Here is a 13565-nt window from a genome sequence, read left to right as displayed (position 1 = left end):
GCTACGCCGATCTACGTCACGGTGTGCAGTCGTTCTATCCGGAGCGTGACCCCGAGGTCGACCGGTCCGAACGGGCCGCATCCTCGCTCCCGGACGGGCGCGCCGAGCCGGACGACGACCCGGACGACCCGCTGCGCTCCCCGGTCGACACACCGCCGCGCGACTCGTCGGAAGGCCCTGACCTGCCGTTTCGTCCCTTGGCGGAGTCGCCGGACGGCGCGGGCGCCGGCCGGACCGCGCTGACCTTGACCGTCTCGGACACCTCGTCGGCCGCGGCCTTCGCCGCCGGCTCGGCCTTCGCCGTGGGCGTGTCACCCGGCGTGTCCGACCCGCTCGCGGGCTTGGCGGCGCTCGACTTTTCAGCCGATCCGGTGTCCCCGGATCGCTTCGCCGGGGACAGCGCGGAGACCGCGGACACGGCGACCGTGCGGTCCGGTTCCACCTGCCGCGCAGGCGGTTCGGGCTTCTCGGCGTCCTCATCGGACGAGGCGAGCGGGACCATCGCGGTGGCCGGCTCGGCGTCCTCGTCGGGCTCCGGACGGCTCTCGCCGCGGTTCTCGACGCGGGCCTCGGAGCGGCTCTCGGAGGCCGGCCGGAAGAGGTCGCCGGGCGTCGAGCCTGACTCGGGACGACGGACGGCAGTGGTCTCCTCGACCGCCGACGCACCTGCCGGCCCCGCCGGCGACACGCCCTGCGACCCAGCGGTCGCACCCGAGGCCCCGGAGGACGAGGACGGCGCCGCACCCGGCAGCGGCTGGGCGGCGGCCCCCGCAGCCGGGCCCTCGGCGGGCGCAGGTGCGGGCTTCGGACGCGGGCTCGGCCGCACGGGCCGCTCGGTGCGCGCGTCCTCGCTCGTCGACGGCGAGGACGCGCCGGACGACGGCGGCGTGACGGCGAACCGCGCGGTCGGGGCGCCGAGCAGGCCCTCGAGCTGGCCGCGGAGCCGGGTCAGCTCGGCCACGACGGCGTCGCGCTGGCGGCTCAGCTCGGCGAGCTCGGTCCGCGCGTTCTCCTGCTCCTTGCGCAGCGACTCGGTCTCGGCCCTGGCCTCGCGACGGGCCGACGTGCGGATCTCCTCGGCCTCCTCCTCCGCGGCCTGCAGGATGCTCTGCATGCGGTCGGTGAAGGAGCCGATCATGTCCGGCGACTCGGGTCCGCCCGGGCGCGGGCGCGGCGTGGGACGCGGGCGGGCCCCGGGCGGCGGCCCCGGCTGCGGGCCCATCGGCCCGCCGGGCCCCATCGGGCGCGGCGCAGGGCCCATGCCGGGCTGCGGGCCCACGGCCGGGAAGGGATGGCTGCGTGCGGCGTCCAGGTCGGCGCGCATGCGCGCGAGGACCCGCTGCAGGCGCGCCACGTGCTCGTCGACCTGCCTGCGGTCGTAGCCGCGGAGCACGACGTCGAACCGCGGGGCACCGAGCGAGCGCTCACCCCCGTCAGCCGTCATGTCCCGACCCTTTCCGTCGTCGCCCCACCGCTCACTTCGCCGAGGGTAGGGAGATCCGTACTCGCGTTCAGAAGCGTTCACCCTAACGGAGCACGACTCCACCCGGCCAGTCGACTTGCGACAGCAGGCCGTGGAGCACTCACCCTCGCCACGGTCCCACGCCCGTCGACGCGCCTACCATCGGGGCCGTGGACACCTCGCTCAAGTCGACGCTGCACCGGCGCGGTCTGCGGATGACGCCCCAGCGCCAGCTGGTGCTCGACGCGGTCCGCGAGCTGGGCCACGCCACGCCCGAGCAGATCTGCACGCAGGTGCAGCGCGCGGCGCCGGCGGTGAACATCACCACCGTCTACCGCACGCTCGACCTCCTCGAGGAGCTGCGGCTCGTCCGGCACACCCATCTCGGCCACGGCGCGCCGACCTACTCGGAGCGGGAGCACGAGCACGTCCACCTCGTGTGCCACCACTGCGGCGCGGTGAGCGAGGCGCCCACGGCGTTGATGGACGAACTGGCGGACCGGCTGCGCGAGCGGGAGGACTTCGAGCTCGACGTCACGCACGTGGCGCTCTCCGGGCGGTGCGCGACCTGCCGCGAGGCCGATCTGAAGGCGTCCGAGGAACTCGGAGAGAAGGAGGCGCACGCGTGACCGAGGGACCCGAGGCGACCGTCGAGCAGCCGGACCCCGACGCCGCCGTTCCCGCGCACCGCGGCGACCCGCTGGCCGAGCAGCGCGCGATGGCCCGCTCGGCCGCGGTCGTCGACCGTTCCCACCGCGGCGTGATCGCGGTGCCCGGCGAGGACCGGCTGAGCTGGCTGCACCTGTTGCTGAGCCAGCACGTCAGCGAGCTGCCGGAGGGCGCGGGCACCGAGGCGCTGATCCTCGACGCGCAGGGCCGGGTGCTGCACCACGCGGTGGTCTCGCACGTCGGCGACACGGTCTGGCTCGACACCGAGCAGGCCGACCTGGCCGAGCTGCTGGCGTACCTGCAGAAGATGGTGTTCTGGTCGAAGGTCGAGCCGCGGGACGCGACCGACGAGCTCGCCGTGCTGTCCGTGGTGGGTCCGGACACCGCCGCGGTACTCACCGCGGCCGGCCTCCCGGTGCCCGAGGGGGCCTACGCCGGCGCCGCACTGCCCGAGGGCGGGCTCGTCCGGCGCATGCCCTGGCCCGGGCCCGACGCCGCCGACGTGCTCGTCCCCCGTGCCGAGCGCGACGCGTGGTGGGCGCGGCTCACGGCCGCGGGTGCCCGTCCGGCCGGGACGATGGCCTTCGAGGCGCTCCGGGTCGAGTCGCGGCGCCCCCGCGTCCACCTCGACACGGACGGGCGGACGATCCCGCACGAGGTCGACTGGATCCCGTCGGCCGTGCACCTCACCAAGGGCTGCTACCGCGGCCAGGAGACGGTCGCGCGTGTCGCGAACCTCGGGCGCCCGCCGCGCCGGCTGGTGCTGCTGCACCTCGACGCGGGCGACGAGGAGCTGCCGGTGACCGGCGACCCTGTCCTCAAGGACGGGCGCCCCGTGGGGCGTGTGGGCAGTGTCACACACCACCACGAGCTGGGTTCGGTGGCGCTGGCGCTCCTCAAGCGGTCGGTGCCCGCGGACGCCGAGCTGGTCGCCGGGACCGAGGAGCGGGCCTCGCCCGCGGCCATCGACCCGGACTCCTACGCAGCCGACGACGGCGCCCCGCCGCCCGGGCGCGCGGCTCAGCGGCGGGTCCGCTAACCGTCCCGCTGACGGGCGGCGACGCGGCCCCAGAAGTCGCGCAGCCGCCCGTAGCACTCGGTGGCCTCGTCGAGGTCCCCCGCGCGCAGCAGCCGCAGCGCCCGCCGGACCTCGCCCGCCGAGTCGTCGGAGCGCAGGGCCGCGTCGTCGAGGAGGTCGACGAGGCCGCCGTAGTCGAGCTCGACGATCGACGTCCGGTCGAACCGCTCCAGCCAGCCACGGGTCTCGGCGAGCACCTCCGCGGGCCCGTCGTCGCCGAGGGCGCCGCGCACGACGCGCTCGGCCTGCGCGGCCCGGCCGAGCGCCTTGGCGATCGGCACCCGCCACCAGACGCGGCGCTGCGCATCCAGCCTGACCTGCCGCTCCTCCGGGTCGACCAGGGCGAACCAGGGCAGCGGGACGGTCCACGCGGCCGTCACGACGTGGGCCGCGGAGTCCCCGAGCTCGGCCACCGCACGCTCCGCCCGGCGCCGCGCCGCGGCCTCGGGCACCACGAGCGCCGACGACCGCAGCACCGGGTCCTCCTCGGCCAGGAAGCCCAGCACGGCAGCCCCGGCGCGCGGGCGGGTGTCGAGCGGGCAGACGAACGGTTCGCCGCCCTCGCCCCCGAGGACCAGGACGTCGACCGGGGCACCCGCCCCGCCGCCGGCGTCGCCCGGCAGGAGCCGCCCGCGCAGCATCGCCCGCAGGCACAGCTCGCGCTCCCGGCGGCCCGCCCGGTCCGGCCGGACGGCCCCGCGCGCGAGCCCTGCCCGCACCGCGGCGCCCGACGCGCCGTCGAAGGCGCGCAGCGGCTCGTAGACCCGCAGGTAGGAGAGGAACGGCGACGGCACGGTCCGAGATCCTTCCGCACCCGCCCGCCCGCCGGACACGCCCTCCGCGTGATCGCGCCGCGGAGTGTGCACGGGACCACGTACCGAGTTCTGTCACACCGTCGATGCCACGTCGCACGCTCGCGGTATCGCACGGTACTGTGGAGCCCAGGACAGTGATGACACAGACGGGGCCGCCGAGACATCCGGCCGCCCCTTCCCTGTTGTAAGGGGGACCAGCCATGGGGCGCGGACGAGCCAAGGCCAAGCAGACGAAGGTGGCCCGAGCGCTCAAGTACAGCTCCCCCACGATGGATCTCGATGCATTGCAGCGGGAGATCGGCAGTGGGACGGCGGTAACCGACGACGACGAGTCGTACGACGAGTACGCCGAGCGCTACGGGTCGTACGCCGACGACGAGGACGACGAGCGCCGCTAGCGCGGTCCTCCCGCCCACCGCCGGAGCGGGCTGTTCGGCACCACCGGACGTCACGACGCATTCCCTCCCACCCGCCTCCGGACGGGTGGGAGGCGTCCGTCAGGACCGGTGGCGCCTCTCGCACGCCCCTCGGGGACGTGAGCCTTCCCACGGTCGCCCCCGCCGTTCCCGAGCGGTGGACGCGCCCGGGCGTCGGCCACGCTGCGCCGTCATCGGGCTCCCGCGCAGGTCAGCGCACCTGCGGAGATGTCCGCCGACCCGCCAACCGGGCGTACCGCCCACCCTGCCGCGACCGATCTTCACCCGATAGCCTCACGCCGACGAGAAGGCGGTGAGGGATGCGCGGGAACCTGTTCGCGGTGGCGGTCGACCTGGTGGTGCTGACCGTGCGCCACGACCAGCTCAACGTGCTGCTCGTCCGGCGTGGGGAGCGGCCCTACGAGAGCCACTGGGCGCTGCCCGGCGGGTTCGTCCGCGCGGACGAGGACCTCGGCGACACCGCCGCGAGGGAGCTGGTCGCGCAGACCGGGGCGGCCACCCAGGGCGCGGTGCAGGGGCACCTCGAGCAGCTGGGCGGGTACGCGGCACCGGACCGGGACCCGCGCGGACGGGTGCTCAGCATGGGCTATCTGGCGCTGCTGCCGGACGTGCCGGACCCCGAGCCCACCGGGGGACCGACGGCGGCGTTCCTGCCCGTCGAGGACGTCTACGGGCTGGCCTTCGACCACGACACGATCCTCGCCGACGGGGTGGAGCGGGCCCGGGCGAAGCTGGAGTACACCACTCTCGCCGCGGCCTTCTGCCCGCCGGAGTTCACCGTGACCGACCTGCGCCGGGTCTACGAGGCCGTGTGGCGCACCGAGATCGATCCGCGCAACTTCCAGCGCAAGGTGACCTCCACGCCCGGATTCCTCATCCCGACGGCCACCCGGGTGACCGGGGGCCGCGGCCGGCCGCCGCAGCTCTTCCGCCGCGGCCCGGCCACGGCGCTGCACCCGCCGATGCTGCGCGAGCCCGTCGCCCTGGCCCACGCGACCACCTGAACCAGCAGGTCAGGAGGGGTCGTGAGCGCGGACTGCCGCTCCAGGGGCAGTTCGCGCGCACGGGTCAGAAGCGGGGGTGCTCGCCCACCAGCTGCACCCGGGACCCGACCCCGCCGGAGGCCTCGCCCTCGGCGCGCCGGACGTCGCCGAGCACCCAGGCCGGCACGTGCCGGGCGGTGAGGACGGCGAGGGCGCGGTCGACGTCGTCCGGAGGCAGGACCGCCACCATGCCGACGCCCATGTTGAAGGTCTTCTCCATCTCGCCGCGCTCGACCCGGCCGCGGCCCTGGATCAGCTTGAACACCTGGTCCGGCGTCCAGGATCCGCGGTCGGCGACGGCCACCAGGCCCTGGGGCAGGACGCGCTCGAGGTTGCGGGCCAGCCCGCCGCCGGTGATGTGCGCGAACGTCCGCACCCCGGTCTCCGCGGCCAGCGCCAGGCAGTCCCGGGCGTAGATGCGGGTGGGGATCAGCAGCTCCTCGCCGAGCGTGTGGCCGAACTCCTCGACGTGCCCGTCGAGCGGCATCCGCGCGATGTCGAGCAGCACGTGCCGGGCCAGCGAGTAGCCGTTGGAGTGCAGGCCGGAGGACTCCATGGCGACCAGCACGTCCCCGGGGCGGACCCGCTCGGGCCGCAGCATGGCCTCGGCCTCGACGATCCCGATCCCGGTGGCCGACAGGTCGTACCCGCCGGCCTCCATCAGGCCCGGGTGCTCGGCCGTCTCGCCACCGAGCAGCGCGCACCCCGCCTGCTGGCAGCCCTCGGCGATGCCCTTGACGATCGTCGCCACCTGCGTGGGCACCTGCTTGCCGACGGCGATGTAGTCCTGCAGGAACAGCGGCTCGGCGCCGCAGACCACGAGGTCGTCGACCACCATCGCGACCAGGTCGAGGCCGATGGTGTCGTGCTTGTCCATGGCCTGCGCGACGGCGACCTTGGTCCCCACGCCGTCCGTGGACGCGGCCAGCACCGGCTCGGTGTACTTGCCGAGCTTCGGCGCGAACAGCCCGGCGAACCCGCCGATCCCGCCCAGCACCTCCGGGCGCGTGGCCTTCTCGGCGTACGGCCGGAGCTGCTCGACGGCCTCCTCACCCGCCTCGATGTCCACGCCCGCGGCGGCGTAGCTGGCGTGCGGGTCCTGCTCGGGGGTCGACGGGGAGGTCGGCATGGGTCGGGCTCTCGTTCCTGGAGGGAGGTCTCGGACACGGGGGCACCCGCGTCCGCCGGGTCGGCGGGCGTGCGCCGCCCCGGCCGCCCGGCCCGCGGTCGCGGACCGGGCCGCACAGGCCTCAGGGCCTGTTCAGGGCTTCCGCAGCACCGTAGCCGACGGACAGCGGTGCCGGGGTGTCTCGGGCGTTCTCCCGCAGCGGTCCGGGGTCGCCGGAGGCCGCGCCCGCGGCGTCGAGCGCCGGGGCCTCGAGGAGGTGCTTGCCCAGCCGGGCCTCCTCGGGGAGCGGGATCGGGTACTCGCCGTCGAAGCAGGCGCAGCACAGCCGGCTGCGGGGCTGCTCGCTGGCGGCCACCATGTTGTCCACCGACACGTACGCGAGCGTGTCCGCCCCGATGGAGCGCCGCACGCCCTCGGTGTCCAGCCCGCTCGCGACGAGCTCCGCGCGACTGGCGAAGTCGATGCCGTAGAAGCAGGGCCAGCGCACGGGCGGCGAGGCGATCCGGACGTGCACCTCGAGCGCCCCGGCCTCGCGCAGCATCCGGACGAGCGCGCGCTGGGTGTTGCCGCGGACGATCGAGTCGTCCACCACGACCAGCCGTTTGCCGCGGATGACGTCCCGGAGCGGGTTGAGCTTGAGCCGGATGCCGAGCTGGCGGATGGTCTGCGAGGGCTGGATGAAGGTCCGGCCCACGTACGCGTTCTTGACCAGGCCCTGGCCGTAGGGGATGCCCGAACCCTGGGCGTAGCCGATGGCGGCCGGGGTGCCGGACTCGGGAACCGGGATCACCAGGTCGGCCTCGACCGGGGCCTCCAGGGCCAGCCGGCGGCCGATCTCGACCCGCGCGGCGTGCACCGAGCGCCCGGAGATCGAGGTGTCCGGACGGGCCAGGTAGACGTACTCGAAGACGCAGCCCTTGGGCTCCGGCGCGGCGAAGCGCGAGCTGCGCATTCCGTCCGCGTCGATCGCGAGCAGCTCGCCCGGCTCGACCTCGCGGACCATCGAGGCGCCGACGATGTCCAGCGCGGCCGTCTCGCTCGCGACGACCCAGCCCCGCTCCAGCCGGCCGAGGACCAGCGGGCGGACGCCGTGCGGGTCGCGGGCGGCGTAGAGGGTGTTCTCGTCGGCGAAGACGAAGGAGAAGGCGCCGCGCACGCGCGGCAGCAGCCGCATCGCGGCCTCCTCGACACCGGTGTCGGCGGCGGTGGCGGCGAGCAGCTCGGCGACCAGGTCCGAGTCCGTGGTGGCCTGCACCCCGGAGTCGCGGCCCTTGTCCTGGAGCTTCCCGACCTCCTCCCGCAGCTCCGCGGTGTTCACCAGGTTGCCGTTGTGCCCGAGGGCCAGGCCGCTCCCGGTGGCGGTGGTGCGGAAGACCGGCTGCGCGTTCTCCCAGGTCGTGGACCCGGTGGTGGAGTAGCGGCAGTGGCCGACGGCCAGGTGCCCGCGCAGCGACGAGAGCGTCTGCTCGTCGAAGACCTGGCTGACCAGGCCCAGGTCCTTGAAGACGACCATCCGGCGGCCGTCCGACACGGCGATGCCGGCGGCCTCCTGCCCGCGGTGCTGCAGGGCGTAGAGGCCGTAGTAGGTCAGCTTGGCGACGTCCTCCCCGGGAGCCCAGACGCCGAAGACGCCGCACTCCTCCTTGGGGGAGTCGTCGACCGAGGGGTCGGCCGTGTCGGAGGGGGTGTCGGAGTGGACGGGGGTCTCGTTCCGGCTGGAACTCAACGCACTCGCTCCTCGGGGAACTCGGGGTGGCGGCTACTCGATGGTACGCCGCCGCAGGCCCGGAACCCATCGGGCGGGACCGGCGTCACCGAACCACCGGCCCTGGCCGAGGTCGCAGCCGAGCCGCCGGAGCCGCTCCGCCTGCACGTCCGTCTCCACCCATTCGGCCGTGACCTCGAGGCCCAACGCGTGCGCCATCGCGACCAACGAGCCCACGATGCTCTCGTCCACGGGGTCCGGGCTCTCGTGGCGGAGGCCGTCGATGAACGAGCCGTCGATCTTCAGCGCATGCACCGGCAGCCGGCGCAACCAGGCGAGGCTGGAGTAGCCGGTGCCGAAGTCGTCGAGCGCGAGCCGCACGCCCGCGGCCCGCAGCGCGGACAGCGCATCCATCGTGGCGGGCTCGTCCCCCAGCACCGCCTGCTCGGTGATCTCGAGCTGCAGCCGGTCCGGGGCGAGCCCGGTCTCGGTCAGCAGGGTGACGACCTCCTCGACGAACCCGGGCTCCGGCAGCTGCACCGGCGAGACGTTGACGCTCACGTACGGCGCGTCGACGCCCAGCTCCTCCTGCCAGGACGCCGCCTCCCGGCAGGCCTCCCCCAGCACCCACCGGCCGAGCGGCACGATCGCGCCGCTCCGTTCGGCGAGCTCGATGAACCGGCCGGGCCCGAGCAGTCCCTGCTCCGGGTGCTCCCACCGGACCAGCGCCTCCACGCCGCGCACCGAGCGGTCCGTCAGCCGTACCAGCGGCTGGTAGGCCAGCCGGAACTGGTCCCGCTCGACCGCGCCGCGCAGGCCCGCGATCAACGCGAAGCGGGCCGCCTCGCCGGCGTCGCGCTCGGGGTCGAACACCGCCCGCGTGCCGCCGCCCTGACCTTTCGCCCAGGACAACGCCACGCCCGCGGCCCGTTGCAGCTCGGCCGGGCACTCGGAGGCGGTGCCGCCCTCGGCGATCCCGATGCTGGCCGTGACCCCGATCCACCGGCCCGAGACGTGGAAGGGCGCGGCGAGGGCCTGCAGCAGCCGGTCGGCGACCGCCGACACCTCGCCGACGCCCTCGGGGTCGGTGAGCAGCACGGCGAACTCGTCGCCGCCGGTCCGGGTGACCAGGTGCGGGCCGGCCGCGGTGCGCAGCCGGTCGGCCAGCGCGGCCAGCAGCTCGTCGCCCACGGCGTGCCCGTGGATCTCGTTGACCCGGCGGAAGTCGTCGACGTCGATCGCGCACAGCCCCACCCGGGTCGCCGAGCCGGCGAAGGCCTGCTGCACGGCCTCCTCGGTGATGTCCCGGTTCGGCAGCCGGGTGAGCCGGTCGCGCGACGACGCCTCGACGAGCCGCGTCCGCAGCCGGTACCGCTCGGAGACGTCCTCGATCACGCCGATGAGGTGGCTCGGCCGGCCCGTGTCGTCCCGGATCAGCGAGCCGGTGACGTGCCCCCAGACGTACATCCGGGTCGGCCCGGCGAACCGGACGTCGATGCTCACCGTGTCCGGCGTGCCGGAGGCCAGCCGCCGGTAGGCGGCGTCGAAGGCCTCGTAGTCGTCCGGGTGGATGAAGTCGGAGACCGGGCGCGGGAGCGTGGGGCGCTCCAGCATCCCGAGCATGCGGCAGGCGGCCGGGTTGAGGTCGACGACGTCGCCCTCCAGCGTCGCGATCGCGATGCCGACCGGGCCCTGGGTGTAGATCGTGCGGTAGTGCGCCTCGCTCTCCGCGAGCGCCTTCTCGACGTTGCGGCGGGCCCGCAGGGTGGCCCGCATCAGGTCCTCCTGCGCCTGGTGGGCGCGGAACCGCAGGGCGCCGGCGAACCCGGCGGCCAGCTCGTCGAGCGCGAGGGAGAGCCGGTGCCGGTCCCCCGGCGAGGTCAGGCCCAACGCCCCGGGCGCGGCCTCGCGCAGCAGCCGGACCGTGCCGGGCAGGACGTCCTCCGGCGCGGCGCCGACCAGGCCGGCGCGGTCCCCGCAGAAGCCCGATGCGGCCAGGTCCGACCCGATCCCCCGCACGGCCAGCGGCCAGAAGGGCTCCGCCCGCAGCGCCGCCCCCAACCGGGTGACGAACGACGCGAGCACACCGGCGTCCTCGATCCCGGCGTTCGGCAGCAGCTCGGCCCAGCGCTCCGCGAGCGAGCGGACCTCGGGCCCCGGCTGCTCGCCGAGGATCCCGCCGATCCCGCCGATCGCCCCGGCCGCGGCCGTCCGCAACAGTCCGGCCGGCAGATCGTCGGGGCCCGGGAGGCTACCCGCTGCCACCACGCAGCCACCTCCCGTCGCCCGTCGGGCCCGTCCGTGTGCCGATCGGGGCAATCTTCGACCTCGGGACGCCGTTTCGCCACCAGGCGGTGCAGGCGTCGCCCGTTCCGGGGACCCGACGGGAGCCCCGGACGGTGGTCCTCAGCGCAGCGGGAGCAGCGCCCCGACCTCCGGGGCACGTGACCCCGAGGCGCTCACCGTGCCCGATCTCACTGCATCCGTCCAGTTCAGACGGCCCGTGGCGAGCGCGAGCCAGGTCCGGGCGTCGGTCTCGACGATGTTCGGCGGGGTGCCGCGGGTGTGCCGCGGCCCCTCGATGCACTGGACCGCCGCGTAGGGCGGGATCCGCACCTCCACGCTCCGTCCGGGAGCCAGCTCGGCCAGGGCGGCCAGGGACTCCTTGACGGCCTCCTTGATCACGCTGCGTGGCGGGGCGGCCCCGCCGGCCAGCCATGCGTCGAGCAGGTCCGCCTCGCTCACAGGGTCTCGGCGCCCGCCCGGGCCTCGAAGTCGGCCTCGAACAGCGCCGGCAGGGTGCCCTCCCACGCCGCGCGCAGCTCGGCGAGCGGCAGGGCGGCGACGCCGTCGACCGCGAGCTCGGCGCCGGAGGACTCGGCCGCGGCGACCGTGCCGAGCCGCTCGGCCGGGACGCCCGCCTCCGCCGCCGCGGCGAGCAGGACGTCGGCCGCCTCGGGGGCGACCGTGACCAGCACCCGCCCGGTGCTCTCGGAGAACAGCGCCACGAACGGGTCGACCGCGAGCGCCGCCGGCAGCGTGACGGCCGCGCCGTGCCCGCCGACCAGGGTGGCCTCGACCAGGGCCTGGGCCAGGCCGCCGTCGGACAGGTCGTGGCTGCCGGTCAGCACGCCGGCCTGCGCGACCAGCAGCTGCGCGAGCCGCTGCTCGTGCGCGAGGTCGACGGCCGGGGGCTCGCCGCCCAGGTGCCCGTGCACCACGTGCGCCCACTCGCTGCCGCCGAGCTCGTCCGCCGTCGACCCGAGCAGGACGACGACGTCGCCCTCGCGGCGGAAGCCGGACGGGATGCGGGCGGCCACGTCGTCGATCACGCCGAGCACGCCGACGACCGGGGTCGGCAGGATCGCCTGCGTGCCGGTCTGGTTGTAGAAGCTCACGTTCCCGCCGGTCACGGGGATGCCGAGCTGCGCGCACCCGTCGGCCAGGCCGCGAACGGCCTCGGAGAACTGCCACATGACGTGCGGGTCCTCGGGCGAGCCGAAGTTCAGGCAGTTGGTCACGGCGAGCGGCACGGAGCCGGAGGTCGCGACGTTGCGGTAGGCCTCGGCCAGCGCGAGCTGTGCCCCGGCGTAGGGGTTCAGGGCCGCGAACCGGGCGTTGCAGTCGGTGGCGACCGCGATCCCGCGGCCGGTGGACTCGTCGACCCGGACCACGCCGGCGTCGGCCGGCTGCGCGGAGGCGGTGTTGCCGCGGACGTACCGGTCGTACTGGTCGGTGACCCAGGCGCGGCTGCACAGGTTCGGCGAGGCGGCCAGGCGCAGGATCTCGGCGCGCAGCTCGGACGGGGCGCTCGGCCGGGGCAGCGCCGCCGGCGAGTTCGCGGCCAGCTCGTCCTGGCCCTTGCCCCGCAGGACCGGCCGCTCGTAGACGGGGCCGTCGTGCGCGACGGTCCGCGGCGGCACGTCGACCACGGTCTCGCCGTGGAAGTCGATGACCAGCCGGTCCCCGTCGGTGACCTCGCCGATCACCGTGGCGATCGTGTCCCACTTGCGGCAGACGGCCATGAACGCCTCGACGTTCTCCGGCGCCACGACCGCGCACATCCGCTCCTGCGACTCGCTGGAGAGGATCTCGGCGGGGGTCATGCCGGTGGCGCGCAGCGGGACGGAGTCGAGGTCGATGTGCATACCGCCGTCGCCCGCGCTGGCCAGCTCGGAGGTGGCGCAGGAGAGGCCGGCGCCGCCGAGGTCCTGGATGCCCACGACCAGGCCGGCGTGGAACAGCTCCAGGCAGCACTCGATGAGGACCTTCTCGGTGAACGGGTCGCCCACCTGGACGCTCGGCAGCTTCTTGCGGCCGGTGCCCTCGCCGAAGGTCTCGCTGGCCAGCACCGAGACGCCGCCGATGCCGTCCAGCCCGGTCCGCGCGCCGAACAGGATGATCTTGTTGCCGGTGCCGGAGGCGAAGGCCAGGTGCAGGTCCTCGGTGCGCATCGCACCCACGCACAGGGCGTTGACCAGCGGGTTGCCGGCGTAGCTGGCGTCGAACACGACCTCGCCGCCGACGTTGGGCAGGCCCAGGCAGTTGCCGTAGCCGCCGACGCCGGCGACCACGCCGGGCAGCACCCGCGCGGTGTCCGGGGCGTCGGCCGGGCCGAAGCGCAGCGGGTCGCCGACCGCGATCGGCCGGGCGCCCATCGCCATGATGTCCCGGACGATCCCGCCCACGCCGGTCGCCGCGCCCTGGTAGGGCTCGACGTACGACGGGTGGTTGTGCGACTCGACCTTGAAGGTGACGGCCCAACCGTCGCCGATGTCGACCACGCCGGCGTTCTCGCCGATGCCGGCGAGCATCTTCTCCTTCATGGCGGCCGTCGTGGTCTCGCCGAAGTAGCGCAGGTGGACCTTCGAGGACTTGTAGGAGCAGTGCTCGCTCCACATCACCGAGTACATCGCCAGCTCGGCGTCCGTGGGCCGGCGGCCCAGGATCTCGCGGATGCGGGCGTACTCGTCCTCCTTGAGCCCGAGCTCGCGCCACGGCTGCGGCTGGTCCGGCGTGTCGGCGGCGTGGGAAACGGTGTCGGTGACGGTACGGGCGTCGAGCTCGGTCACGGGTACCAGCGTAAACGCCGCGGGAGACAGCTTCCGCGAGCCGTCCGTCACCCGGGCCCCACGCGCCCCGACCACCTCGAAGGCGGAGCGGCGGGCGAGGGCGTCACGCTCGGATGGTGGGTCCGGGTCCGTCCACCGGCCGTTCGGCCCACTCC

Annotated in this window: 11 protein-coding genes; 4 read left to right on the top strand and 7 right to left on the bottom strand. The window is 75.0% G+C overall.

Annotated features, from left to right (window positions below):
• Window positions 1-34 precede the first annotated feature (34 nt).
• Window positions 35-1444: a hypothetical protein gene (locus tag ACQP04_RS01920; protein WP_433505363.1), complete on the bottom strand. Its 1410-nt coding sequence runs from the start codon at window positions 1442-1444 to the stop codon at window positions 35-37.
• Window positions 1445-1632: 188 nt separating this feature from the next.
• On the opposite strand from ACQP04_RS01920, the gene ACQP04_RS01915 reads away from it, so the two are divergent.
• On the top strand, window positions 1633-2091 hold the full coding sequence (locus tag ACQP04_RS01915) for a Fur family transcriptional regulator (RefSeq protein WP_433505362.1): 459 nt from the start codon (window positions 1633-1635) through the stop codon (window positions 2089-2091).
• Complete coding sequence (locus ACQP04_RS01910; protein WP_433505361.1) at window positions 2088-3170, top strand: YgfZ/GcvT domain-containing protein; 1083 nt, start codon at window positions 2088-2090, stop codon at window positions 3168-3170. The genes ACQP04_RS01915 and ACQP04_RS01910 overlap by 4 nt, the downstream gene beginning before the upstream one ends.
• Here the strand turns inward: ACQP04_RS01910 and ACQP04_RS01905 are convergent.
• Window positions 3167-4003 carry a hypothetical protein gene (locus ACQP04_RS01905; RefSeq protein ID WP_433505360.1) on the bottom strand — a complete coding sequence of 279 codons (837 nt, stop codon included), beginning with the start codon at window positions 4001-4003 and terminating at the stop codon, window positions 3167-3169. The two genes, ACQP04_RS01910 and ACQP04_RS01905, sit on opposite strands and share 4 nt — an antisense overlap.
• A 221-nt stretch (window positions 4004-4224) precedes the next feature.
• On the opposite strand from ACQP04_RS01905, the gene ACQP04_RS01900 reads away from it, so the two are divergent.
• Together ACQP04_RS01900 and ACQP04_RS01895 are read left to right on the top strand one after the other, a co-directional pair.
• Window positions 4225-4422 (top strand): DUF3073 domain-containing protein, encoded by a 198-nt coding sequence (locus tag ACQP04_RS01900; RefSeq protein ID WP_037049508.1) that lies wholly within the window; start codon window positions 4225-4227, stop codon window positions 4420-4422.
• A 338-nt stretch (window positions 4423-4760) separates the two neighbouring features.
• Window positions 4761-5465 (top strand): NUDIX hydrolase, encoded by a 705-nt coding sequence (locus ACQP04_RS01895; RefSeq protein WP_037049506.1) that lies wholly within the window; start codon window positions 4761-4763, stop codon window positions 5463-5465.
• Window positions 5466-5529: 64 nt separating this feature from the next.
• On the opposite strand, the gene purM is transcribed toward ACQP04_RS01895, so the two are convergent.
• The 5 genes from purM to purL form a co-directional block, all read right to left on the bottom strand.
• Entirely contained in the window at window positions 5530-6633 is a 1104-nt protein-coding gene (gene purM / locus ACQP04_RS01890; RefSeq protein ID WP_433505359.1) for a phosphoribosylformylglycinamidine cyclo-ligase, read from the bottom strand.
• Between the two features lie 121 nt (window positions 6634-6754).
• The gene (gene purF / locus ACQP04_RS01885) at window positions 6755-8359 is read right to left on the bottom strand and encodes an amidophosphoribosyltransferase (protein WP_433505358.1); all 1605 of its coding nucleotides are present in this window, start codon (window positions 8357-8359) and stop codon (window positions 6755-6757) included.
• Between the two features lie 33 nt (window positions 8360-8392).
• Window positions 8393-10603: a putative bifunctional diguanylate cyclase/phosphodiesterase gene (locus ACQP04_RS01880; protein ID WP_433505357.1), complete on the bottom strand. Its 2211-nt coding sequence runs from the start codon at window positions 10601-10603 to the stop codon at window positions 8393-8395.
• Window positions 10604-10744: 141 nt separating this feature from the next.
• Window positions 10745-11083: a sterol carrier family protein gene (locus tag ACQP04_RS01875; RefSeq protein WP_433505356.1), complete on the bottom strand. Its 339-nt coding sequence runs from the start codon at window positions 11081-11083 to the stop codon at window positions 10745-10747.
• The gene (gene purL / locus ACQP04_RS01870) at window positions 11080-13410 is read right to left on the bottom strand and encodes a phosphoribosylformylglycinamidine synthase subunit PurL (RefSeq protein WP_433505355.1); all 2331 of its coding nucleotides are present in this window, start codon (window positions 13408-13410) and stop codon (window positions 11080-11082) included. Before purL ends, ACQP04_RS01875 begins: the two co-directional genes overlap by 4 nt.
• Window positions 13411-13565 lie beyond the last annotated feature (155 nt).

Origin of the sequence: Pseudonocardia halophobica, from assembly GCF_050948485.1 — a bacterium.
In the GTDB taxonomy this organism is placed as follows: Bacteria; Actinomycetota; Actinomycetes; order Mycobacteriales; family Pseudonocardiaceae; genus Pseudonocardia; species Pseudonocardia halophobica.
Note: the sequence above shows the minus strand (reverse complement) of the source record. Positions and strands in the feature narration are given on the sequence as shown.

Coding starts and splice junctions, on each gene's coding strand:
- ACQP04_RS01895 (WP_037049506.1), top strand. CDS start 4,761: ATGCGCGGGAACCTGTTCGCGGTGGCGGTCGACCTGGTGGTGCTGACC.
- ACQP04_RS01900 (WP_037049508.1), top strand. CDS start 4,225: ATGGGGCGCGGACGAGCCAAGGCCAAGCAGACGAAGGTGGCCCGAGCG.
- purM (WP_433505359.1), bottom strand. CDS start 6,633: ATGCCGACCTCCCCGTCGACCCCCGAGCAGGACCCGCACGCCAGCTAC.
- ACQP04_RS01920 (WP_433505363.1), bottom strand. CDS start 1,444: ATGACGGCTGACGGGGGTGAGCGCTCGCTCGGTGCCCCGCGGTTCGAC.